Source organism: Actinosynnema sp. ALI-1.44 (genome assembly GCF_001984155.1).
In the GTDB taxonomy this organism is placed as follows: domain Bacteria; phylum Actinomycetota; class Actinomycetes; order Mycobacteriales; family Pseudonocardiaceae; genus Kibdelosporangium.
Genome location: NZ_MTQO01000044.1, coordinates 196,432 through 216,499 on the forward strand (window position 1 = coordinate 196,432; position 20,068 = coordinate 216,499).

Below are 20,068 nucleotides of genomic sequence, written 5' to 3' on the forward strand. Positions count from 1 at the left end.
CTAGCCTAAAACGCCGTCGAATTGCAGCCCGACACTTACGGTGGCATCGTTGAAACCGCTGGCGACATTCCCACCACGGAATACAGGAGCGGATATGACCACCCTCGAGAACCCGGCGATGCCAGCCGTCCACGAGTGCACAGTGAGCGGCTGCTCGTACAACCACGACGGATGCCACGCCTTCGCCATCACCGTGCGCGGGGACAACGGCGCCGCCGACTGCGGCACGTTCATCCCGCTCAGCACCAAGGGCGGCTTGGACAAGGTCGTGGCGCAAGTGGGTGCGTGTTCACGTACGGACTGCGTGCACAACGCGTCCCTGGAGTGCACCGCACAGGGCGTGCGCATCGGGCAGGGCTCCGGCGATCACGCCGCGAACTGCCTGACGTACCAAGCACGCTGATTCTCCTTCGCCGCCGATGGCTCGGGCGCGAGCCACCGGCGGCGGCGCGCTACGCGGCCAAGCTGGCCGGGTCGTAGCGACAACTCGCGTTCCACAGCAGGAACGACGGCGCACCGCTCTGCCGGGACGCCTCGATCTGGGCCTTCACCTCGGCCACGCCGTACGTCTTGCGCAAGCTGAACGCCTGGAGCCACGGAATCACCTGCGCGCCGCCGTCACGGGCCTGGGCCACGAAAGCGCTCACCGACTTCGCGGTGATGTCGAACGGCTGCGATTCCGGCTGTGCCACTCCGTACTCCCCCGGTCCCCAGTGTGACGGGTAGACCATCGGGGACACGTAGTCCACTGTGCGTGACATCGCCGGGATGTCCTGTGCGACCGGGCCTGGCCTGGACGCCGCGATGCCGAAGACGGAGGCGCCCACGAACGCCCCGCGCGCGTGGACCTCGTCCCTGCTGCGGGCCAGGAAGTCGATGATCGCGTTCGACGGCGTCCCGGTGAGGCCCGGTGTCCGCATCTGCTCCAGCGGGCCCTCCGGCCGCCGGACGTAGTCGTAGAGGATGTCGTCGAACCCGAGCCCGGCCGCTTCGACCGCCAGGTCGATGTTGTACCGGACGACCTCCGCGTTGGCGTAGTTCGTGAACGCGAACTGGCCGTAGGACCCCGACCAGGGCGTGCCGCCGGTCGTCTGGATCACTCGGTCCCGTTGGCCGGAATCCCATGAGGCGCGTGCGAGGATCGGGTCGCGGAACGCCACGATCCGGCCGACCACGCGCAAACCGGCCGCGTGTATCTGGTCCACGGCCGCTTTCGCGTCGTAGTGCTTGCGTGTCGCGCCGATCTGCCTGCCCAGCGGTACGGCGGAGTCGTAGCCGACCTCGCCGCTCTCGTCCTTGATGTCGAGTTGCACGGCGTTGATCCGGCCTTCCCGGCCCATCTGCAGGACTGGTTCGCGCAACTGCGGCGATGCCCAGGCCAGCGCTGTCATGTGCACCGCCCGCATGCCCGGATGGCGTGCCTGGATGGTGACTTCCTGAGTGGCGTCGTTGCCCACTTTGTCGTGTGCTCTCACCCGTACCTTCCCCGGCGCGGGTGACAGTTCGAGCGAGAACTTGCCGTCCGCCGCGATCGGCACCGGTTTCTCGTTCACCGACACCGACTCGGCTCCCTTGGCCCGTCCTGACAGGACGACCGGCTTGCGCAGATCCTGGACGTGCGCGGCGTCGACGACCAGCCTCGGCGGACCGTCGTCCACGGCGCCCGGCCGGCTGAACTCGCTGCTCGACATCAGCGAAACGGGAGACGGGACCATGATCGCCACCAACAGGGCCGCGGCGACCACCATCACCAGGCCCACGGTACCTCTGCGCCGCCACTTCGAATCGTCCACTCGGCACTCTCCTCGATGTCAACCGCCGCATGACCCACCATCACATTCCCATCCAGGCGAACGCCAATCCAAAGTCATTCGTTCGTGTTTCCAGGTGGCCGTGAACCATGCCGTTGCCCGACGGTGAAGCCATGATGCGCAAGACGATCCGAACGCTCCTCGCGGCAAGCCTGCTTCCCCTCGCGGCGTGCGGGGCCGAGCATTCGACTGTCCACAACACACCGCCGACACCACCGCCATCGAGTGCGGTCGCGACAACCGAGGCCATCCAGCGGCAGGTGGACGCGAACGAACTCGGTGACGTTCCCGTCCTGATGTATCACCGGATCACCGAGAAGCCCACGAGCGTCTACGACCGCACGCCTGAGGACCTGCGGGCCGAGCTGGAACGCCTGGCGAGCGAGAAGTACGTGCCGGTGACTGCCGCCGCCTACGTGACCGGCATGATCGACATCCCGGCTGGCACGCACCCGGTGGTCCTGACCTTCGACGACGGCGATCCCACCCAGTTCGCACTCACCCCACAGGGTGAACCCGCCCCGCGGACCGCCGTCGCGATCATGCGGGACGTCGCCACCCGCTATCCGGAATTCCGCCCCGTGGCCACCTTCTACGTCAACGGCAACCCGTTCGGCGACCCCGGCGGTACGAGAACCCTGCCGTGGCTGCGCGGCCACGGCATGGAGATCGGCAATCACACACTGACGCACGCGAACCTGCGCCAAGCGGGCAGCGCCGGAGCGCAACGTGAGATCAGCCGGGGCGACCAGGCCATCCGGCAGGGCGCTGTCGGCGCGGACCCCGTCACGATCTCCCTGCCGTTCGGCATCCACCCGTCGGACCCGGCGCTCGCCCTGTCCGGCGGCAGCGACGGCGTGCGGTACCACTACCGCGGTGTCTTCCTCGTCGGCGCGAACCCGGCGCCGTCACCGTACAGCCCCCGGTTCGATCCACTTCGGATCCCGCGGATCCGATCCCAGGCAAGCACCGGCAAGGAAGCGCAGTTCGGCTCGACAGCGTGGTTGGACAAACTGGCTGCCGCCCCGGCCAACCGCTTCACCTCGGACGGTGTACCGAACCGGATGGCCGATCCGGGAAAGTGAGTATTCGTCCACTTGTGACACCGTGCGACGATTCATCCCGATCCGATCACACTTGTGCACGGCGAACACACCAATCGTGGCACCTGCTTCGGGTATCCCACCGACGAAGCGGACTCGCCCGAGTCCGCTCGGCCCGAAGAACGGAGTTCCAGATCATGCGCAAGTTCCTGTCCGCCGGTGTCCTGGCCGCCGCGACCACCCTCGCCCTGCTGCCCTTCACCGCGCAGGCCAGCCCTGACGACGACGGCCACGACTCGAACTCGGGGTGGACCCACGTCAAGGAATACGACGACCTCGTGGACTGCCTCGGCGCAGGCATGACAGGTCAGTTCGAGGGGGACTGGGAAAACTACACGTGCCACCTCAACGTGTCCACCGTCCAATGGCACCTCCTTGTAAGCGACCACGAGGGTGACGACAACGGCGACAACAACGGTGACAACGGCGGTGACAACGGTGGCGATGAGGACAACGGTGACAACGGCTGACCGATCGCTTGGCTCGCGCTGATCACGTGCCCAAACGTGTGCCCGGCGCACGTCCGGTGATCAAGCGTGTGCCAATCGGGGGGACGCCCTCGCCCGTGTGAGTGATCTGCGGGCGAGGGCCATTCACACGCCCGCGGGGCTCTCCGGCTCTCGGTCGTTGTCCGCCGCACGCCACAATCGCCTGAGCAGGTACAGGCACCCGGCCGCGAGGCATTGCCCCGGCGTCACCGACGGACCTGCCAACGCCATGTCAGCTCCGGCCAGCAGGAGCAGGCCGTGCACCACGATGATGGCGTAGGCGGCGGCCAGCGCGCGCGGCAGTATCCCGAACGCGGTTCCGCGACCTTCGCCTTTCGTTTCCCGGTAGAGGCTCATCTGGCGTCCTGTGGCGAGTCCGGTCACCGCTCTTGGTGGTCGAGATCGAGGTACCCACCGCCGAGCCCCGCAAACGCCACTCACCCATGTGGACGTCCTCTGTGGAGCGACCGGCTAGACCGGCCACGGACGGGAACTCCTTGCCTACGAGGAAAAAACGAGTAGGCACAGGAGGACACCGTGTCACGAACCACAAAGACCACCCGCGTACTCGCGACCGGGGCTGTGCTGGCCGCCGGGCTGCTGACCGCCCCCGCCGTGGCCGCCGACACCGAGTCCACCAGGACCGCCCAGGACGAGGTCGTGCACCTGACCAACGCCGAACGCCAGAAGGCCGGTTGCCCGCCGCTGACTCCCGTCGCCACGCTGAACCAGGCCGCCCAGGCGCACACAGCGGACATGGCGGCACATGGCTTCATGGACCACACCGGCTCGGACGGCAGTTCGGTGGCGAACCGGGTCGAGAACTCCGGCTACACCGGTTGGCGCTCCGTGGCGGAGAACGTGGCGGCCGGGCAACCGACGGCGGCGGCCGTCGTCTCCGAATGGATGGCGAGCTCCGGCCACCGCACGAACATCCTGAACTGCGCGCTGAAGGACATTGGCGTGGGCTACGCCACATCGCCGGCCAAGGCCTACGGCACGTACTGGACCCAGGACTTCGGCACCCGTTAGGACCTCACGAGGGTGGCGGGACGACCGGCGTCAGCAGAACCATGCTCGCCGCCGTGACGGTCGTGACTATGCCGGTCAACGTCATGGTGTACGAGGGTTCGAAGGACTGCTGCTGCCATAGGGTGACCGCCGAGCCCCAGGTGACATCTCTGGCACGGGCGATGCTGAACGACGACAGGATGTGTTTGAGTTGTTCGGCATCGGCCGTGGCCAGCCTCGCCAGCGCTGGTTCGTATTCGGCCCGGACCTCGGCCTCCGCCTGTTCCAGGAGGTCGTTCACGGTCAGGTAGTCCGCGTGCACCGGTTTCGTCGACGGGGTGGTGTGCCGCTCCTTGCAGGTGGCGTTCACCGCCAGGGCGAGGTCGTGGTTGATGTGGGCGTTCATCCCGGCGAGCGCGAACTGCAACGGCCAGATGGTTCGGTTGTGCCGCGCGTCCAGCAAAGGTTTCCACGCGGCGGGTGGTGACGCCTTGGCGGTCGCGGCGTCGACGGCCTTGAAGTACAGACCGGCGAAGATGATGTCCATTCGTTCGAGGAACTGCGGGTCCTTGAAGGTCCCTTCGACGATGTGCTGCCCGACGAGCTCGGTGACTCGCATGTACATCCGGTTGAAGCACGCGACACCGTCGCGTGGGTCCAGCTGTTCGTCGATGGTCCGCATGCGCTGGATCACCTTTTCGATGGTGTCCGGCACCTGGACCGGTGTGTGCGTCATGCGTGCTCCTGGGTTGGAGTTCTCGCGGCGATGTCGCGCGGCTGAACAAGAACTCTTGGATGGTGCCGCCATCGGCCGGACCGCCTCAAGGGGGACGAGCCCTCTTCACCCCTGGCGTCACCCGTCAGCGAAACCGCTGTCGCACACCGTTACTCGTTGGTGAGAACTGGTTTTGTGGACATCTTGAGGACAGTTCCGGTCGCGTGGACGGCCACGACCGCCCTGGCAGATGTCGCCGACTGCCCGGCGCGGCACGGCTCGCGCCCTGTCCGCGTTCTCGGCCGTGGGCGGCGAACTGACCGGGTTGGGCCAGGACGCCGTCTGGCTCTGATTCACCCGCCGCGGTTGGCAGGAAGATGTCGTCCGCGCGCACAGTCCACAGCCACAGGGTGGTCTCCCCGGGTGATCCGGACATTTCGCCTGCGCGGGCCGGTCGGTCGCCTCCCGGACACGAACCCGCGTCGGGCACCATTCGTTGCCTCACAAGCTTTACCTGCGACAACCTTCTCACGGCCGGACGCCGACCGTCCTGAATGGATCATCAACGGGTGCGCGGCGCAACGTTCGCCGTCTGCCCGCGTCGCGACGATCGGACCGAGCGGTGCTCGCTCGTCCGCGAGTATCATCGGGCGAATGCCAGACACGAGCACGTCTCGGCTGCCAACGGAAACCGAAGTCGGGACGTGGCGGTCTTTCCTACGGGCATATGCCCAGGTCACCCGGCATTTGGAAGTCGAAATGCGGGCCGGGGAGAAACTGTCGCTCGCCAGTTGCGTCGTGGTGCTCGAACTGGCCGAGGCCACCGGCCACCGGATGCGGATGACCCAGCTCGCGGAGGCGGCGTTGCTGTCCCGGTCGGGAGTGACGAGGGTCATCGACCGCCTTGAGCGCGCCGGTTTGGTGGTGCGTCAGCGGCACGACGGGGACCGGCGCGGCGTGACAGTCGAACTGACCGAGGGAGGCGCCTCCCGGGTCGACGACGTCAAAGGCTCGCACCTCGCGCTGATCATGCGGCACTTCGTCGCGGTTCTCGAGCCCGACGAGCTGGCCCTGTTCGGAACCCTGTGCGAGCGACTGGCTGACACGCGGGCCCACACACCCGCACTGGAGTCCCAGAACGCCCCGTCCACCGTGCCCGCCGACAAAGTGCTGTGAGCGAAGTACTTCCCAGTGTCCTGTCCGGACTGTGGGGGTGCGCCGACATCTTCCCGGTCCGATAGCGATCCGCGGCAGCCGACTTCGGCGCGTCGCTGCTCAGCTTCCGCCGTCGCGAGGCCCCCCGCGTGGCACGGGAACAGCGCCATCCGGAGCGCGACCGCCACCACCAGCGGCCAGAATCCGTTCCGCTCCACCGCGCGTCCCGGGACGCGCGGCTCTCATCAACGCGGCCTGTGCGGTGTTCTCGCTGGCGTCAGGCGGGACGACCAGCAACGTCTTCCGCCGCCAGCTGTGTCCTGATACGAAGACCGTGTGCGGATCGAGCGAGCTGACGCCTTCGAGGCGGACCACCTCACCGTCGATCACTATGCGCCTGGGCGCGTCACCCCATGCCTCCATGTTGTAGGCCACCTTGCTGACCGGGCCCACCTGGTCGGTCACCCCGGCGATCATGGCGGGGAACTCAGCCAGCGGATCCATCGACCGGGGCCACCAGCCACCGTCCACCGCCCCCGCGGGAGACGACGGCGGCTTCAACGTCAGCCGCAACGGCACGCGTCTGGCAGACGAACGTCCTGGTGCGCGCCGCTCCCACTGTGGGTTCATACCGAAACTCCCGTCCGGCCACATCACGGCCGGTACTTCTTCGCCAGGAGGAACGGCACGGACATCAGGACAGCACGCGTCATCGGCGTACCCGAGTGGGCACCTTCTTCGTCCGCCTTCAGAGTGAAGGCGCACCGAGGTAGCTCGATTGGCCGCTATGGCCGGCGGGTTTGGCGAGACGCGTACGGTCCTGGCCTCGTGCCGGACTCCCATCCCCGACCATGAGCAGGTCGGCGTGAGCGCCGCCGAAAACGTTGCGAGCTTGACCGCTCACACACGAGAAGCTTCCGACACCGCCAACAGTACACGCAGTCGACCATGATCGGGCGATTCACAGCGGAGAGAACCGGCCGTGGCCGAACACACCGCAACCAGCGAGGATCTGACGGGACAGCCCCTTCTGGGTGCACGCCGCGGCCAGCGCGCCGTGTCCGATGTGCTCGGCGGCGTCCGGCGGGACGACCATCAGGCACAGCATGCTGCTTGTCACGCTGGTGATCCTGAGGCTGTACGGATCAAGGCCGATGAACCCCTCGAGCCGGGCGGTGCCGCGGTCGACCGTCAGGTGCCTGGCCAGCTGGCCCCACGTGTCGGGGTTGTACCGGATTCGCCTGACCATGCCCAGCCGTGGTGTGAGCGCGCGGATCAGGGCCGGTAGTTCGACCGCCAGGTCCGGCGAACGGGGCCACCAACCGCCGTCGAATCCGCTGGACGCGGCGCCGTCGGCCTTGATGACGAGCCGCAGCGGCCTGGGTGGGCTGACCATGTTCGGCTCCGGTCCGCGGTCCGCCGGGTCACGGCCGCTGTTGGGGATCGCCCAAGGCGACGCCGACCCGACCGCGGACGTCCGGAAACCTTCGGTGATCTCAGTGTACGCCGCGGCCGGGCACACCGCTGCCGCGTCCCGCCGCGGACCCGGCCACCTCCTTTGTCCTAAAAGGACTGACGGCAGGGGTTGATCCGCTCCGCCCCGCGGCGCCGTCCACGGTAGATCCGCATGGCGTATGATGCTGGTACCCGGCCGGACGCCGGACGGGAGGCAGCGGCGAAAGCCGCGCCGTCCGCCGCTGATGCCAGTCACCGCACGGGGAAGCGAATGACGACCAGTCGCCGATCAGCGGACCGCGCCGTGGTGTTCGTCCGGCTGACACTGGCGCTCCTCGGCGGTGCGTTGCTGGTGACCGGTTACCTGACCACCGCGCTGGGCGGACAGGTGAACCCGGTGACCGACCCGGTGAGCGACTACGTGTTCCACGGTGCGGGCGGCACGCTGTTCATGGTGGCCGTGGTGCTGTTGATCGTCGCCGGGCTCGTCCTGCAGGCCGGGATGAACGGTGCCCGGATGCCGCGCAACCGCGTCACCGGCGTGCTTTTCGGGCTCTGGTATACCGGATTGCTGCTCTGTGTGGTGTTTCCCGGCGACCAACTGGCCACCGACCAGACCCTGTCCGGGCAGCTGCACCGGGTTGGCGGGGCGATGCTGTTCATCTGCCTGCCGGTGGCGTGCTGGATTCTGGCCCGGGGGCTGCACCCCGATCCGCGGTGGGTGGGCTTCGCCTCGTGGATCCGCCGATTCGCCGCCACGGTCCTGGCTTGCGCGGCGATGTTCGGCGTCGCGCAGCTCGTGCCGTGGCTGCCCAAGGGGCTGCTCGAGCGCGTCGCGTTGGGCGCGGAACTCGCACTGCTGGTCGCACTGGCTCTGGCCGTACGGCGGGCAGCACGATGACGGGATCGGACCCACAGTGCGCGACGGGTCTGTCGTGGTCAGTCCTCCTGCCCCAATCGAGCGGACCTGTCGAACTCCGCGGCGAGCAGGTCGAGCAGGCCGGGGAACCGGTGGTCGATCGCCGCTCGCCGTAACCGGACACCCTTCTTGTTCCCGTAGTCGACCTCGCAGAGGAGGCCGGCGTCACACAGCGTCCGGAAGTGGTGGGTCCGGGTCTGCTTGCTCACCGGGAGGTTGAAGGAGTGGCAGGTGCGTTCGCCGTCGGCCCGGTCCGAGGCCAGTTCGATCATGACGGCGCGCCTGTGGGCGTCGGCGAGGGCGCGCAGGACGGTACCCAGGTCGAAGTCGTCTCCAGGCACCGCACTCGTCTCCGGCATCACGCCACCCCTCCCGCAGGTACGACTTGAATCGTACCTCGACTTGTGCTCCCCTTAGGTACGAAATTCCTCGTACCTAAGCGGGCGCACGTTCGAAGGCGTCTGGGGTCTCGCCTGCCCCCTCGTGACATTCAAAGGTTGTGACATGGTTTCTCCTGGTGTGCTGATCGTCGGCGCCGGTGTCGCCGGCCCCGCACTGGCTCATTGGCTCGCGCGTCGCGGGTGGCGGCCGACGGTCGTCGAGCGGTCGAAGGAACTGCGGTCCGGCGGCAGCGCGGTGGTCCTCAGGGGCCCGGCACTTCCAGTGGCGGACGCGATGGGCATTTCGCCGCGGCTGCGTGAACTCAGGACACGCGCGACTCACGTATCGCTCCTGGACGACGGCGGACGACGGATCGCGCGGTTCGCGCTGAACCCGGACCCGTCGCGAGCGGTGGAGGTCACCCGGTCGGATCTGTCCACAGTGCTCAACCGCAGAGCGGCCGATGACGCCGAGTTCGTCTTCGACGACACGATCACCGCCATCGAGCAGGACGAGTCCGGCGTCGACGTCACGTTCCGCCGGGCCGCGCCCCGCCGGTTCGACCTGGTGATAGGCGCCGACGGCAGCCACTCCGCGGTGCGGAGACTGGTGTTCGGCCCGGAACGGGGCTTCACGACCGACCTCGGCATGCACGGGGCGACGGTGCCGTTGTCGCCCGGCGCGATCGACGACCCGAACGAAATGATCGTCCTGGGCGCGCCGGGCCGGATGCTGGCACTCCATCCGTCACGGGACACGCCGCTCGTGAACTTCACGTTCCGTGCGGTGTGTCCCGCGCACGGGTACGACCGCCACGACCTCGCGCTGCGGAAGCGGATCGTGGCCGAGGCCTACGCCGGCGTGGGTTGGCGAGCACCGGAGTTCATCGCCGCCTACCGGGAGCACCCGGCGCCCTACTTCGACCCGCTGACCAACGTACGGCTGGCGAGGTGGTCCCGAGGCCGGGTAGCCCTGCTCGGTGACGCGGCGTCCGCCGCGGCATTGCTCGGCGACGGATCCAGCATGGCGATCACCGGAGCGCATGTGCTCTCCCAGGCACTCGCGGCTCATCCGGATGACCACGCACGCGCCTTCCGCGTCTACGAGGCGAAGCACCGGCAGGAGGTGGAAAAACGCCAGCGGCGCGTCGGCCTGCTCGCCTCGCTGATGGTTCCACGAACCCGCTATGGCCTCGCCGTGCGCAACGCCGTCGCCCGTGCCGCAGGCTTCAGGCACAGTCGGTCGCCACAACGCACGACCTAGTGGCCCGGCACGCGTTGACGTGCTGTCAAACTTCGGTACGCATCGAGCAGGCGGTCCACCGACGCGTCGATGGGGTACCGCCGACCGGCCTCGGCGTGGTCGACGCGGGACGCCCTCACCTCGTCGGGGTGTTCGATCCAGTAGTCGATGCGGGCGGCCAGCTCGCGCGGTGACCCCGCGGCGAACCGGAACCGCTCCGACCGAGCCAGCCGCGCGGTCTCGTCCGTTGCCGACTCGGCGATCAGGCAAGGCACCCCGCAGGCCATCGCCTCCAGCACGCTCATGCACTCGACCTCGATCTCGGCGGTGTGCACGTAGAGATCAGCCGTGGTGTAGTGCGAGATCAGTTCATGGGGTGGCAGGCAGTCGAAGTGCACCGGATTGGTCAGGCCGCGTGCCTGGTCACGCAGCCGGTTCCGCAGTGGGCCGTCGCCGAGCACCACGAGTCGGATGTCCTTCTCGTGCCGGGATCGCCGGACCGCCTCGATCAGCACGTCGTGGCGCTTCTCCGGCGCCAGCCGGCCGACCGACAGGATCACGAACCGATCGTTCGCGGGCCGCGACCGCGGGCGGTACTCCTCGGGAATTCCGTTCGATATCACGGTGGTCGGTGTGCGCAGGCCATGTCTGCGCACCTCGGCCTGGCCGAACGCACTCGGACAGATCACATGATCACAGCGGTTGTACACGCGACGGACCAGCAACCGGCTGAGCAGATCCGCCGCGGCCTGGTCCCGTACCCCGATGTTGCGCAGTATGTGCTCGGCCCGGACGTGGAAGGTGGCAACCGTGGGCACACCGGCCTGCTTCGCCACGGTGATCCCGCGCATCGCCAGCAGAAACGGGGTGTGCACGTGCACGAGGTCGGCATCGGCGACCGCCCTGGCCAGCGTCCCGCGGTCGGGCCAGGCGAGCGGCGTGCGCATCTTGGTGATGATCGACTGGGCGAGCGGCACTTTCAACTCGGGCAAGGCGATCTTGCCCGGATACGGCGCTCCGGTGGACACAACAGTCACCGTGTGCCCGCGATCGCGCAGCCGCTCGGTGAAACGCCTGGTGGAAATCACCGCGCCGGTCGGTGCGTCGTCCCAGGCGTCCAACAGCATGGCGATGCGCATGGTCGCAGTGTCGCAGGCGGTCGCGCACCTCGCGCACCGGAACTCAGGACGTACCCACCTCGGCGGCGGCCGGGTTCCTGGCCAGCAGGTCGTCGAGCCGACTGCCGACGTGCGCGCAGTTCTGCCTGACGACGGATAGATAAGCCGCGAGCACAGGCGAGGAATCGCCTGCCCGGAACGACATCCGCAGATCCGGCATCCTGAACCGGGGCTCCACGTCGCAGAACCAGATGTCGCTTCGGGTGATGAGACGCATCCGGTTGGGGCCGAGCCCGACACCGGCGCAGCAGGCGGCGAGTCCGGCGATCGTGTGGACGTCGCGTGCCATCGCGGCACTGTCGAGGACGGCCGGATCCGCCTCGAACACCGTTCGCAGGTAGGACGCGGCCGCGTCCGCGCTGACCACGAGTGGCTCCTTGGCCAACTGTTCGACGTCGACGGACGGCCGCCCGGCGAAGGGATGCGCGGTGGAGACCACGGCCACCAGGTGGTCCGCGCCGATGGGCACGGTGATCAGGTCCTCCACTCCGGCACCACGCGGGTTGCCTCGTCCCACGGCGACATCGAGTTCCCCGGCGAGCAGCGCGGCCACTGCGGCGGGACTGTCCAGTTCCTGGAGGGTGAGCCGGACATCCGGGTGGGTCCGGCGGAAGCGGCCGATCACGCCCGGCAGCGGGGCGAGCAGCGCGGAGCCGATGAACCCGAGCCGCAGCCGCCCGGTTTCCCCGCGCGCGGCCCGGCCCGCGTCGACCCGGGCTCGGTTCATCTCCGCGAGCGCACTGCGTGCCCTGGCGAGAAAGGCCGTCCCCGCGGCGGTGGGGAACACACCGCGCGCTGTGCGGTCGAACAGCCGCTCGCCGATTTCCCGTTCGAGCGCGGCGATCTGGGTCGACAGCGGCGGCTGGGCGATGCCGAGCGACGCGGCGGCGCGGCCGAAGTGCTGGTGTTCGGCGAGCGCCAGGGCGTAGCGGAGATGACGGGCTTCCACCCCGCGATGATACGTCTGAAGTATCACGGAGGCCCCTGTCAGATATCAAGGTAGATAACGTGGGTGCCGGTGGTGTGACCTGGGCCCGTCACACGATCACCACTGCCGAAGGGGCCCACGTGAGCCGTCCGTCCTCGTCCGAGACCTTCGTCCTGCTGGTGCACGGTGCTTGGCACTCCGCAACGCACTGGACCTCGACGCAGCGCTTCCTCGCCCGTCACGGCCTGGCCAGCGTCGCCGTCGACCTGCCGGGAGCCGGGCTCGACGCCCCCGTGCCCGCCGGGTACTTCCAGCCCGGCCAGCCCGGGTTCACCAGCGAGAAGTCCGCGCTGTACGACGTCACCCTGCGCGACGCCACGGACGTGGTGTTCGATGCGCTGGTCAGCGCCCGCACGCGGTACCGGCACGTGGTCCTGGTCGCACACAGCGCAGGGGGCGCCGCGGCGTCGGCCGCCGCGCAGCAGGCCCCGGAACTCGTCGACCGGCTGGTGTACCTGTCCGCGTTCGTTCCCGGCGGCAGGCCGCGGTTCGCCGACTACATCAGCGCCAAGGAGAACGCCGGTGCCGTCCAGGTGCCGCCGGTCGCCGATCCGGCGGAGATCGGCACGTTCCGGATCAACCCGCTGTCGCCCGACCCGGCCGTGACCGGCGTGATCCGCCAGGCCTTCCTCAACGACCTCCCAGATGACCTCCCCGCGGGCGCCCAGGACTCGTGGCGGCACTTCCTGCACCCCGACCACCCGTACTCGAGCTTCAGCACGCCGGTCACGCTCACCGCCGAACGCTGGGGGCGGCTGCCGCGCTCCTACATCCGGTTGACCGACGACCTCGCTCTGCCGCCCGCGACCCAGGACCTGATCATCTCGGAGGCCGACCAGGTCACGCCGGACAACCCGTTCCAGGTGCGGTCCCTGCCCGGCGGCCATTCCCCGTTCGTGACGCGTCCCGAGGCGTTGGCGACACTGTTGACCACCGTCGCACTGCAAGCATGACCACGCCGGCACAAGGACTGCTCCTGCCGATCATCCTGTCCGGCACCTTCGTCCAACTGTTCAGCGTGACGGTCATGCAGGTGGCCGTCGTCGATGTCCGCCAGGATCTCGGCGCCGGAGCGGGTGCGAGCCAACTGGTTCTCGCCGGGTACACCCTGACCTACGCCTGTTCGCTGATCGTGTCGGCGCGGCTGGGCGACCGGTACGGATATCGGCGGATGTTCATCGCGGGCATGGCGGTGTTCACCGTCGCCTCGGTCGGTGCCGCCGCGGCCCCGGCGGCCTGGGTGCTGGTCGCCGGTCGGCTGGTGCAGGGGTTCGGCAGCGGGCTGATGGCTCCGCAGATCCTGTCGATCATCCAGTCGGCGCTACCGGTTCACCGCAGGCCCGCCGCGTTGAGCGCCTTCGGCGCCACCATGGCGGCGGCCTCGCTCGCGGGCCCGGTGCTCGGCGGCGTGCTGATCGAACTCGACCCGCTGGGTCTGGGCTGGCGGGCGGCGATGCTGCTGACGGTCCCCATCGGGATCGCGGCGCTCGTGCTGTCGCCCACCTTGCCGTCCGTCCCCGGTGGCCGTGCGACGAAACACGTCGATCCGGTGGGGGCCAGCCTGAGCCTGTCGGGGTTGGCGTTGCTGGTCTTTCCCCTCACGATGGGGCGCGACGCGGGGTGGCCGTCGTGGACATGGGTGAGCTTGGCGCTTGCCGTGGTGTTGTTGGCAGGGTTCGCGGTTTCGCAGCGCAAGGTGGCTGATCCGCTCGTTCACCCGTCCACGTTGGCGCAACCGGCGACGAGGTGGGGGCTCGGTGTCGTCCTCGTGTTCAACGCGGGCGTGCCGTCCTTCACGCTGCTGCTGTCGATGCACCTGCAGGGCGCGTTGGGCTGGAGTCCATTGCAGACAGGGCTGAGCGTCACCCCGTACGCCGTCGGTGCGTTGGCCGGGAGCGGGATCGCGACCAGCTTGGGCAGGCGTTTCGGCGCGGGGGCGCTCACGGCGTCCGCTCTCGCGATGGGATTCGTGTCGCTCGTCGTCCCGGTGACCATCGGTGACCCCGACTTGTTGTGGGTGTACTGGACGGCGTTGTGCCTTGGCGGGGTCGGGTTCGGAGTGTTCACCGCTTCGGCGTTCACCCAGATCGTCGCCAGGGCCCCTGCCGAAGCCGCCACGTCGGTCTCAGGACTGCTGCCGACCGCGCAGCAATTGGGCGGGACGCTGGGTGTCACGTTCGCCGGTATCGCGTACGCCGGGGGCGCGTTGTGGCACGCGATGATCTACGAGGCGGTGGCGTTCGGGCTGGCCGCGCTCAGCACGATCGGCCTGGCGAGGCTAGGCGAGCACCGTTCCGGTGGCGATGATCGCCGAGGTCGGCTCGGGGACGGGGTCGTTGCACGTGGTGACCTGATCGCCGGATCGGGCAAGGGGTTTGCCGTTGACGAGAACGGTCGGGTTGCCCGCGACCAGTGTTCCCCGGTTCGTCGGCGGTGTTTCGAACTCCCCGCCCGGCGGCACGTGGACGGGTGAGTTGGCCGCCGCGCTGCCGACGACCGCGGCCGGAGCGCCCTCGATCAGGACGTTGCCGCTGCAACCGTCGACGATCTTGCCGTCGAACGGCAACGGCACCGGCGTCGGCACCGGCCCGGTCGGTGACGGCACCAGCACGATGTGGACGTCGACACCGACCACCTGGTCGCCGAGTTTCGCCGCGGGCATGGTCATCGGTCCGGCTCCTCGCGGATCCGTGACTTCGGTTTCGGCACGGCGGCAGCAGGCGGTTGCGCCCGCGGCGGCCGGGCGACCCCCAGATCGAACACACCCGGCGCGGCCGCGACCGGCTCCGGGGTGGCCGGACCGACCGACACGGTGACGACCACGTCGAGAGCCGGTCGCGGCGGGACACCGCACGCCAGCCAGAAGTCCGGCGGCACAGCGGGACAGCCGGGGTTGGCGACCTCGATCGGCACTGCCTCGGCCTGTTCGGGCAGGAACTTCGACGGGATGGCGTCGAGCGGGCCCAGGGTGGCGAGGACGTCGCCGAGCAGATCGTGGCCGCGCGACGGGCTGTCCGCCCACGCGGTGACCAGATAGGACAGTTCGTAACGGCGCGGCGCCACCCGGCGGCCGGTGACGCGGCCGGTGCTGTCCCTGATGTCCTCCCACCCCCCGGTCCGCCCGCGCAGGTCCTCCCGTACCCGGTGCAGGAACAGCTCCACCGCACGCCCCCGCGACCATGAACCGGGCACGTCGAACGACACGGCGACACCGGCTCCCAGACCGGCCGCCAGCACAGCCTCCAGCGCGGTGTCCACCCAGCTCAGCATCGCTCCAGTGTGGACCGGCCCGCGGTGCCACCGGCAGAGCCGGGGAGGAAGACCACCGGGCCGACGAGCTCTTCCCGATCGGGCACGGCCGCTGCGCCATCTCCTGTTCTCCGCGAATCCACTGGGCTGCAAGGTGAGTGTGTCAGCCACGCACGCCAAGGAGGCCCGATGCCGTCCTACCTGTCACCCGGCGTCTACGTCGAAGAGGTCTCGTCGGGCTCGAAACCGATCGAGGGCGTGGGCACCGCGGTCGCCGCCTTCGTCGGGTTCGCGCCCAAAGGACCGTTGCAGGAACCGGTTCTGGTGACGAACTGGACCCAGTACACCCAGACCTTCGGGGAGTTCTCCGACAGCTGCTACCTGGCGCACGCGGTCTACGGCTACTTCATCAACGGCGGCGGCGTCGCGTACGTCGTCCGGATCGGCAGCGGACCGGCTGTCCAGAACGGCAAGGACGTCCCGGTCGCCAGGGTCGAACTCCCGACGACCGGGCCGGGAAAGTCACTGGCCCTGCGCGCGCTCACCGCCGGGGTCGGCGGCAACTCCGTCAGTGTCGCGGTCGAGGACGCCAGCGAACCGACGGACGACAACTTCAAACTCGTCGTCCGCCGGGGCGGCAAGGAAGAAGTCTTCGACAACGTGACGGTCCGCCGTGGACCGGCCAACGTGGTGGCCGCGCTGCGTCGCTCCGAACTGGTCACGACCGAGGAAGACGTGAAGGGCGGGGCGTTGGCCAAGCCCGACAAGGGCACCGGTATCTCGCTGAGCGGCGGGGGCACGCCGGACGTCAAGCTCGACTCCGAGTCCTACGTCGGCAACGCGGCCGACCGGACCGGGTTCGCCGGTCTGGAGGCGGTCGACGACATCACCATGCTGTGCGTGCCAGACCTGATGAGCGCGCGGCTCGCCGGTGCCATCGACGACGACGGAGTCAAAGCCGTCCAGCTGGCGATGATCGCGCACTGCGAACTGATGGCCGACCGGGTCGCCGTGCTCGACCCGCCGCCCGAACTGCGGCCGCAGCAGATCAAGCACTGGCGAATCGAGACGGCGGGCTACGACTCGAAGTACGCCGCGCTGTACTGGCCGTGGCTCAAGGTGATGGACCCCGGCCGGGGCAAGCCGATCTTCCTGCCGCCGAGCGGGCACATGGCCGGGGTGTGGGCACGCAGCGACGCGACCCGGGGAGTGCACAAGGCACCGGCGAACGAGGTGGTGCGGGGCGTGCTCGACCTGCAGAGCACCCTGACCCGCGGCGAGCACGACCAGCTCAACCCGAACGGGATCAACTGCATCAAGTCCCTGCCGGGTCAAGGAATCCGGGTCTGGGGCGCCCGGACGCTGTCCAGCGACGCGGAATGGCGCTACCTCAACGTACGGCGGTTGTTCAACTACATCGAGAAGTCCATCCTCGGCGGAACCAACTGGGTGGTGTTCGAACCGAACGACGAGTTCCTCTGGACGGCGGTGCAACGGATCATCAGCATGTTCCTGCGCCGGATCTGGCGCAGCGGCGCGCTGTTCGGCCAGACACCGGAACAGGCCTTCTACGTCAAGTGCGACGCGGAGAACAACCCGGCCGAGAACAGGGACGCCGGGATCCTGACCGTCGACATCGGTGTCGCACCGGTCAAACCCGCCGAGTTCGTCGTCTTCCGGCTCTCCCAGTTCGCCGAGGGCGCGGAGCTGGCCGAATGACCACCGCGCCGCCAACCGTGTCGCCGGTGGTCAGCGCGGCGCGGTTCTGGGTCCGCTGCGACACCTGGGCCACCGGGCTCGGGTTCTCCAAGCTGGCCGGGTTCACCACGGAGGTCGAGTTCCAGGAGTACTCGTACACCAACCGCAACAGCAACGTCCACACCAAACAGTTCGGCAGGCCGCTGCCCCCGTCGGTGACGCTGGAGCGCGGCCTGGACGCCCCCGGGTACAAGAAGTTCTTCGACTGGCACACGCAGGCGCGCAAGAACGACCCGCAGGCCAAGCTGCCCGCCCTGTTCACGATCATGAGCGCCTCGGGGCATCCCGCGCTGTCGTGCGTGCTGGAGAACGCGTGGTGCTCCAAGCTGGACATCGACCCGGCCGAGGCAGGCGGATCCGCGGTCGTGCGGATGAGAGTGACGATCGTCTGTGACGGCATCCACCTGTCCTGACCGGCAGGACGAACCCAGGAAAGGACAGTGCCATGGCAGATCCCAAACAACAGCCGCAGGTCGTCTCGGCCGCCAGGTTCGTCATCGACTTCATGGGCAGCCCGATGGGCCGCATCGCGTTCTCCGAACTGACCGGGATCAGCTCGAAAGTCGCGTCGTCGGAGTACATCTACAACGACGACACCGGCAAGACCGTGAACACCAAGCAGTTCGGCAAGACCGACCCGCCGACGATCTCCCTCAAACGAGCGCTCGACGCCGCCGGAAGCAAGCAGTTGCTGCTCTGGCACGCCCAGGCACGAGAAGGCGATCCCCAAGCGCGGGTGGACGGGACGCTGACCGTGATGGACGCGTCGGGCGGCTCCGACAACAAGATCGTGTACAAGCTCCAGGGCGCGTGGTGCTCGGAACTGAACATAGCCGGGATGAAAGCGGGGTCGTCGGACGTCGCGACGATCGAGTGCAAGATCGCCTGCGAATCGATTGCGACCGCGTGATGACGGCGATCGACCAACGCCAGGACGCCGTTCTGCGCATCGAGTTCCCCTTCGTACTACCGCGCGGTTTCGTCGACGAGAACGGCGTGCTGCACCGGGAAGGCACTCTGCGGCTGGCGACGGCACGCGACGAGATCACCGCGCAGAACGACACCAGGGTCCAGCACAACCCGAACTACCTCACCGTGCTCCTGCTGTCCAGGACGGTCACGGCGCTCGGCACGCTGCCCACGGTCGACACACTCGTCGTGGAGTGCCTGTTCGCGTCGGATCTGGCGTTCCTGCAGGACCTCTACCGCCGGGTCAACCAGGGCGGGCACACCGAGGCCGATGTCGCCTGCCCGTCGTGCGGGCACGAGTTCCGGGTGGACGTCGCCGGTGATGCCCCGGGGGAACGGTGACGTACACGGCCGACGGCCTGTGGCATGACGTCGTGTACGTCGCCTATCACCTGCACTGGCAGCCCGCGGCGATCCTCGATCTCGACCACCGGACCCGCGAGACGGTGATCGCGCGGATCGGTGACATCCACGCCGAGTCGGGAGGGACAGGCTGATGGCATGGCGATGGCGGCGGCGCAGGCGCAAGCCGCTCCCGGACGTGCCCCGGCGCAACTGGGCGCGCCTGCCGGTGTTGGACACCACGATCGGCGGCGCGTCGGACCTCTTGACCCACAAGGGCATTGTCGAACCGGACCAGCCACGTCCGGTCCCGCACCATGACACGGGCCCGGCAGGTCAGGCCGGTGGGATCGTCCGGCCACATCCGGTGCTCGACCCCGAACCGGACCAGCCGGACGGCATCGTGGGGGAACTCCCGGAGTCCACCCGTTCCCTGCCCGTCGTGCGACAGCACACCGAGGCACCGCTACCGCTGATCCGGACGTCCGCGCAGACCGTGGGCGCACCGCAGCAGCCCGCGGAACCGTTCCACAACATCACCGAGTACGACCGTCTGATGGCCCAGTACGAGAACCTCGACGCCGAAGCAATCGCCGCCGCGATCAGCATGTCCTCGGTCGCCGAACCGCCTCCCTTCGCCCCCGCCCCGACGCCCGTCGGTCCCAACCGCTCGTTGCACAGGCCAACGCTGGCCCAGAGCCGCAGACTGGGACTGACAGCCAAGAACCGCGCGAGTGCCGCCAGGGTCGCGCAACCAGAGGTTCCCCAAGAAGTCGAGGAAGACAAGGACGAGCCGGGCCGCGCCGCTCTGCCCCCGGGCGAACTGGTCTACCGCGCCACCCCGTGGTCGGCGCCGACCAGCGACGGCGCCGTGCCGTTCGCACTGTTGGCGGCCGTCACAACCGCTCCCGCCGAGGCCCCGCCGCCGGATATCCCCCCGCCTCCGGACAACTTCGGGCCAAGCTTCGGCAGCGAACCGGCAGGACCGTTGGCGGCACAGGAATGGAGACTTCCCGGCATCACGGACCTGCCGCCGATCGAAACCAACGCCGTGCCAATCGTTCCTGACACGCCACACCCTGACACGTCACACGCTGACACCGCGCTCCGAGGTGACATACAAGCCCTCCGTGCGACCGTCCAGACGTTGACCGCCCGACGGGAACCGGACGATCTCACCGACCCGGAGACCGTCAGCGCGCTGGCGGGCCGGTTGTACCGGCACATCCGCGACCGGCTGCGCACCGAGTTGCTGATCGACCGCGAACGGCACGGCACGCTCGCCGACCACTGGTAGGAGACCC

24 protein-coding genes and 1 pseudogene are annotated in these 20,068 nt (G+C 68.6%); 15 read left to right on the plus strand and 10 right to left on the minus strand.

What is annotated here, in order from left to right; translation table 11 throughout:
- Window positions 1-94 precede the first annotated feature (94 nt).
- Window positions 95-403 (plus strand): DUF1540 domain-containing protein, encoded by a 309-nt coding sequence (locus tag ALI144C_RS19515; protein WP_076988546.1) that lies wholly within the window; start codon window positions 95-97, stop codon window positions 401-403.
- A gap of 49 nt (window positions 404-452) precedes the next feature.
- On the opposite strand, the gene ALI144C_RS19520 is transcribed toward ALI144C_RS19515, so the two are convergent.
- Window positions 453-1,793 (minus strand): putative glycoside hydrolase, encoded by a 1,341-nt coding sequence (locus ALI144C_RS19520; protein WP_237774224.1) that lies wholly within the window; start codon window positions 1,791-1,793, stop codon window positions 453-455.
- Between the two features lie 107 nt (window positions 1,794-1,900).
- On the opposite strand from ALI144C_RS19520, the gene ALI144C_RS19525 reads away from it, so the two are divergent.
- Together ALI144C_RS19525 and ALI144C_RS19530 are read left to right on the plus strand one after the other, a co-directional pair.
- A complete protein-coding gene (locus ALI144C_RS19525; RefSeq protein ID WP_237774225.1) occupies window positions 1,901-2,896 on the plus strand; it encodes a polysaccharide deacetylase family protein in 996 nt (331 codons plus the stop codon).
- Between the two features lie 155 nt (window positions 2,897-3,051).
- Complete coding sequence (locus tag ALI144C_RS19530; protein WP_076988548.1) at window positions 3,052-3,384, plus strand: hypothetical protein; 333 nt, start codon at window positions 3,052-3,054, stop codon at window positions 3,382-3,384.
- A gap of 123 nt (window positions 3,385-3,507) precedes the next feature.
- On the opposite strand, the gene ALI144C_RS19535 is transcribed toward ALI144C_RS19530, so the two are convergent.
- Window positions 3,508-3,759 (minus strand): hypothetical protein, encoded by a 252-nt coding sequence (locus ALI144C_RS19535; RefSeq protein WP_076988549.1) that lies wholly within the window; start codon window positions 3,757-3,759, stop codon window positions 3,508-3,510.
- A gap of 180 nt (window positions 3,760-3,939) precedes the next feature.
- Here ALI144C_RS19535 and ALI144C_RS19540 point away from each other — a divergent pair, with 180 nt between their 5' ends.
- Complete coding sequence (locus tag ALI144C_RS19540; protein ID WP_076988550.1) at window positions 3,940-4,434, plus strand: CAP domain-containing protein; 495 nt, start codon at window positions 3,940-3,942, stop codon at window positions 4,432-4,434.
- Between the two features lie 4 nt (window positions 4,435-4,438).
- Here ALI144C_RS19540 and ALI144C_RS19545 read toward each other — a convergent pair whose 3' ends face one another.
- Entirely contained in the window at window positions 4,439-5,149 is a 711-nt protein-coding gene (locus tag ALI144C_RS19545; protein ID WP_076988551.1) for a DUF5995 family protein, read from the minus strand.
- Between the two features lie 633 nt (window positions 5,150-5,782).
- Between ALI144C_RS19545 and ALI144C_RS19550 the strand changes: the two genes are divergently transcribed.
- Entirely contained in the window at window positions 5,783-6,304 is a 522-nt protein-coding gene (locus ALI144C_RS19550) for a MarR family winged helix-turn-helix transcriptional regulator (protein ID WP_076988552.1), read from the plus strand.
- 99 nt (window positions 6,305-6,403) lie between these two features.
- On the opposite strand, the gene ALI144C_RS19555 is transcribed toward ALI144C_RS19550, so the two are convergent.
- Window positions 6,404-6,913 carry a DUF5994 family protein gene (locus ALI144C_RS19555; protein WP_076988732.1) on the minus strand — a complete coding sequence of 170 codons (510 nt, stop codon included), beginning with the start codon at window positions 6,911-6,913 and terminating at the stop codon, window positions 6,404-6,406.
- 331 nt (window positions 6,914-7,244) lie between these two features.
- A complete protein-coding gene (locus ALI144C_RS19560; RefSeq protein WP_143230739.1) occupies window positions 7,245-7,679 on the minus strand; it encodes a DUF5994 family protein in 435 nt (144 codons plus the stop codon).
- Between the two features lie 231 nt (window positions 7,680-7,910).
- On the opposite strand from ALI144C_RS19560, the gene ALI144C_RS19565 reads away from it, so the two are divergent.
- Window positions 7,911-8,639, plus strand: coding sequence for a DUF998 domain-containing protein (locus tag ALI144C_RS19565; RefSeq protein WP_083753200.1), 729 nt, complete (start codon window positions 7,911-7,913; stop codon window positions 8,637-8,639).
- A 38-nt stretch (window positions 8,640-8,677) separates the two neighbouring features.
- Here the strand turns inward: ALI144C_RS19565 and ALI144C_RS19570 are convergent, their stop codons facing one another.
- Window positions 8,678-9,016, minus strand: a complete 339-nt coding sequence (locus ALI144C_RS19570) for an ArsR/SmtB family transcription factor (RefSeq protein ID WP_076988734.1) — start codon at window positions 9,014-9,016, stop codon at window positions 8,678-8,680.
- A gap of 145 nt (window positions 9,017-9,161) precedes the next feature.
- On the opposite strand from ALI144C_RS19570, the gene ALI144C_RS19575 reads away from it, so the two are divergent.
- Complete coding sequence (locus tag ALI144C_RS19575) at window positions 9,162-10,301, plus strand: FAD-dependent oxidoreductase (protein ID WP_076988554.1); 1,140 nt, start codon at window positions 9,162-9,164, stop codon at window positions 10,299-10,301.
- On the opposite strand, the gene ALI144C_RS19580 is transcribed toward ALI144C_RS19575, so the two are convergent.
- On the minus strand, window positions 10,298-11,419 hold the full coding sequence (locus tag ALI144C_RS19580) for a glycosyltransferase (RefSeq protein ID WP_076988555.1): 1,122 nt from the start codon (window positions 11,417-11,419) through the stop codon (window positions 10,298-10,300). The genes ALI144C_RS19575 and ALI144C_RS19580 overlap by 4 nt on opposite strands.
- A gap of 43 nt (window positions 11,420-11,462) precedes the next feature.
- Window positions 11,463-12,407, minus strand: coding sequence for a LysR family transcriptional regulator (locus tag ALI144C_RS19585; RefSeq protein ID WP_076988556.1), 945 nt, complete (start codon window positions 12,405-12,407; stop codon window positions 11,463-11,465).
- A gap of 119 nt (window positions 12,408-12,526) precedes the next feature.
- Between ALI144C_RS19585 and ALI144C_RS19590 the strand changes: the two genes are divergently transcribed.
- Together ALI144C_RS19590 and ALI144C_RS19595 are read left to right on the plus strand one after the other, a co-directional pair.
- A complete protein-coding gene (locus ALI144C_RS19590; RefSeq protein WP_076988735.1) occupies window positions 12,527-13,399 on the plus strand; it encodes an alpha/beta fold hydrolase in 873 nt (290 codons plus the stop codon).
- Entirely contained in the window at window positions 13,396-14,919 is a 1,524-nt protein-coding gene (locus tag ALI144C_RS19595; protein WP_083753201.1) for an MFS transporter, read from the plus strand. The genes ALI144C_RS19590 and ALI144C_RS19595 overlap by 4 nt, the downstream gene beginning before the upstream one ends.
- On the opposite strand, the pseudogene ALI144C_RS54470 reads toward ALI144C_RS19595, so the two are convergent.
- A pseudogene (locus ALI144C_RS54470) lies at window positions 14,806-15,114 on the minus strand (PAAR domain-containing protein); the annotation flags it as partial. The gene ALI144C_RS19595 and the pseudogene ALI144C_RS54470 overlap by 114 nt on opposite strands.
- Window positions 15,111-15,716, minus strand: coding sequence for a Pvc16 family protein (locus tag ALI144C_RS19605; protein ID WP_076988558.1), 606 nt, complete (start codon window positions 15,714-15,716; stop codon window positions 15,111-15,113). The gene ALI144C_RS19605 and the pseudogene ALI144C_RS54470, both read right to left, overlap by 4 nt.
- A 168-nt stretch (window positions 15,717-15,884) precedes the next feature.
- On the opposite strand from ALI144C_RS19605, the gene ALI144C_RS19610 reads away from it, so the two are divergent.
- From ALI144C_RS19610 to ALI144C_RS19630, 6 genes are read left to right on the plus strand one after another with little or no spacing between them, the layout of a single operon-like run.
- Window positions 15,885-17,414 (plus strand): phage tail sheath family protein, encoded by a 1,530-nt coding sequence (locus ALI144C_RS19610; RefSeq protein ID WP_076988559.1) that lies wholly within the window; start codon window positions 15,885-15,887, stop codon window positions 17,412-17,414.
- A complete protein-coding gene (locus ALI144C_RS19615) occupies window positions 17,411-17,866 on the plus strand; it encodes a phage tail protein (RefSeq protein WP_076988560.1) in 456 nt (151 codons plus the stop codon). Before ALI144C_RS19610 ends, ALI144C_RS19615 begins: the two co-directional genes overlap by 4 nt.
- Window positions 17,867-17,898: 32 nt before the next feature.
- Window positions 17,899-18,363, plus strand: coding sequence for a phage tail protein (locus ALI144C_RS19620; protein ID WP_076988561.1), 465 nt, complete (start codon window positions 17,899-17,901; stop codon window positions 18,361-18,363).
- Window positions 18,363-18,764 carry a hypothetical protein gene (locus ALI144C_RS19625; protein ID WP_076988562.1) on the plus strand — a complete coding sequence of 134 codons (402 nt, stop codon included), beginning with the start codon at window positions 18,363-18,365 and terminating at the stop codon, window positions 18,762-18,764. Before ALI144C_RS19620 ends, ALI144C_RS19625 begins: the two co-directional genes overlap by 1 nt.
- Window positions 18,761-18,919: a hypothetical protein gene (locus tag ALI144C_RS55585; RefSeq protein WP_168211294.1), complete on the plus strand. Its 159-nt coding sequence runs from the start codon at window positions 18,761-18,763 to the stop codon at window positions 18,917-18,919. The genes ALI144C_RS19625 and ALI144C_RS55585 overlap by 4 nt, the downstream gene beginning before the upstream one ends.
- Complete coding sequence (locus tag ALI144C_RS19630; protein ID WP_076988563.1) at window positions 18,919-20,061, plus strand: hypothetical protein; 1,143 nt, start codon at window positions 18,919-18,921, stop codon at window positions 20,059-20,061. Before ALI144C_RS55585 ends, ALI144C_RS19630 begins: the two co-directional genes overlap by 1 nt.
- Window positions 20,062-20,068 lie beyond the last annotated feature (7 nt).

Excerpts from the sequence above, each read along its gene's own strand:
- ALI144C_RS19515 (WP_076988546.1), top strand. The coding sequence starts at position 95 with ATGACCACCCTCGAGAACCCGGCGATGCCAGCCGTCCACGAGTGCACA.
- ALI144C_RS19525 (WP_237774225.1), top strand. The coding sequence starts at position 1,901 with ATGCCGTTGCCCGACGGTGAAGCCATGATGCGCAAGACGATCCGAACG.
- ALI144C_RS19530 (WP_076988548.1), top strand. The coding sequence starts at position 3,052 with ATGCGCAAGTTCCTGTCCGCCGGTGTCCTGGCCGCCGCGACCACCCTC.
- ALI144C_RS19535 (WP_076988549.1), bottom strand. The coding sequence starts at position 3,759 with ATGAGCCTCTACCGGGAAACGAAAGGCGAAGGTCGCGGAACCGCGTTC.
- ALI144C_RS19545 (WP_076988551.1), bottom strand. The coding sequence starts at position 5,149 with ATGACGCACACACCGGTCCAGGTGCCGGACACCATCGAAAAGGTGATC.
- ALI144C_RS19550 (WP_076988552.1), top strand. The coding sequence starts at position 5,783 with ATGCCAGACACGAGCACGTCTCGGCTGCCAACGGAAACCGAAGTCGGG.
- ALI144C_RS19555 (WP_076988732.1), bottom strand. The coding sequence starts at position 6,913 with ATGAACCCACAGTGGGAGCGGCGCGCACCAGGACGTTCGTCTGCCAGA.
- ALI144C_RS19560 (WP_143230739.1), bottom strand. The coding sequence starts at position 7,679 with ATGGTCAGCCCACCCAGGCCGCTGCGGCTCGTCATCAAGGCCGACGGC.
- ALI144C_RS19565 (WP_083753200.1), top strand. The coding sequence starts at position 7,911 with ATGGCGTATGATGCTGGTACCCGGCCGGACGCCGGACGGGAGGCAGCG.
- ALI144C_RS19570 (WP_076988734.1), bottom strand. The coding sequence starts at position 9,016 with ATGCCGGAGACGAGTGCGGTGCCTGGAGACGACTTCGACCTGGGTACC.
- ALI144C_RS19575 (WP_076988554.1), top strand. The coding sequence starts at position 9,162 with ATGGTTTCTCCTGGTGTGCTGATCGTCGGCGCCGGTGTCGCCGGCCCC.
- ALI144C_RS19580 (WP_076988555.1), bottom strand. The coding sequence starts at position 11,419 with ATGCGCATCGCCATGCTGTTGGACGCCTGGGACGACGCACCGACCGGC.
- ALI144C_RS19595 (WP_083753201.1), top strand. The coding sequence starts at position 13,396 with ATGACCACGCCGGCACAAGGACTGCTCCTGCCGATCATCCTGTCCGGC.
- ALI144C_RS19605 (WP_076988558.1), bottom strand. The coding sequence starts at position 15,716 with ATGCTGAGCTGGGTGGACACCGCGCTGGAGGCTGTGCTGGCGGCCGGT.
- ALI144C_RS19610 (WP_076988559.1), top strand. The coding sequence starts at position 15,885 with ATGCCGTCCTACCTGTCACCCGGCGTCTACGTCGAAGAGGTCTCGTCG.
- ALI144C_RS19615 (WP_076988560.1), top strand. The coding sequence starts at position 17,411 with ATGACCACCGCGCCGCCAACCGTGTCGCCGGTGGTCAGCGCGGCGCGG.
- ALI144C_RS19620 (WP_076988561.1), top strand. The coding sequence starts at position 17,899 with ATGGCAGATCCCAAACAACAGCCGCAGGTCGTCTCGGCCGCCAGGTTC.
- ALI144C_RS19625 (WP_076988562.1), top strand. The coding sequence starts at position 18,363 with ATGACGGCGATCGACCAACGCCAGGACGCCGTTCTGCGCATCGAGTTC.
- ALI144C_RS19630 (WP_076988563.1), top strand. The coding sequence starts at position 18,919 with ATGGCATGGCGATGGCGGCGGCGCAGGCGCAAGCCGCTCCCGGACGTG.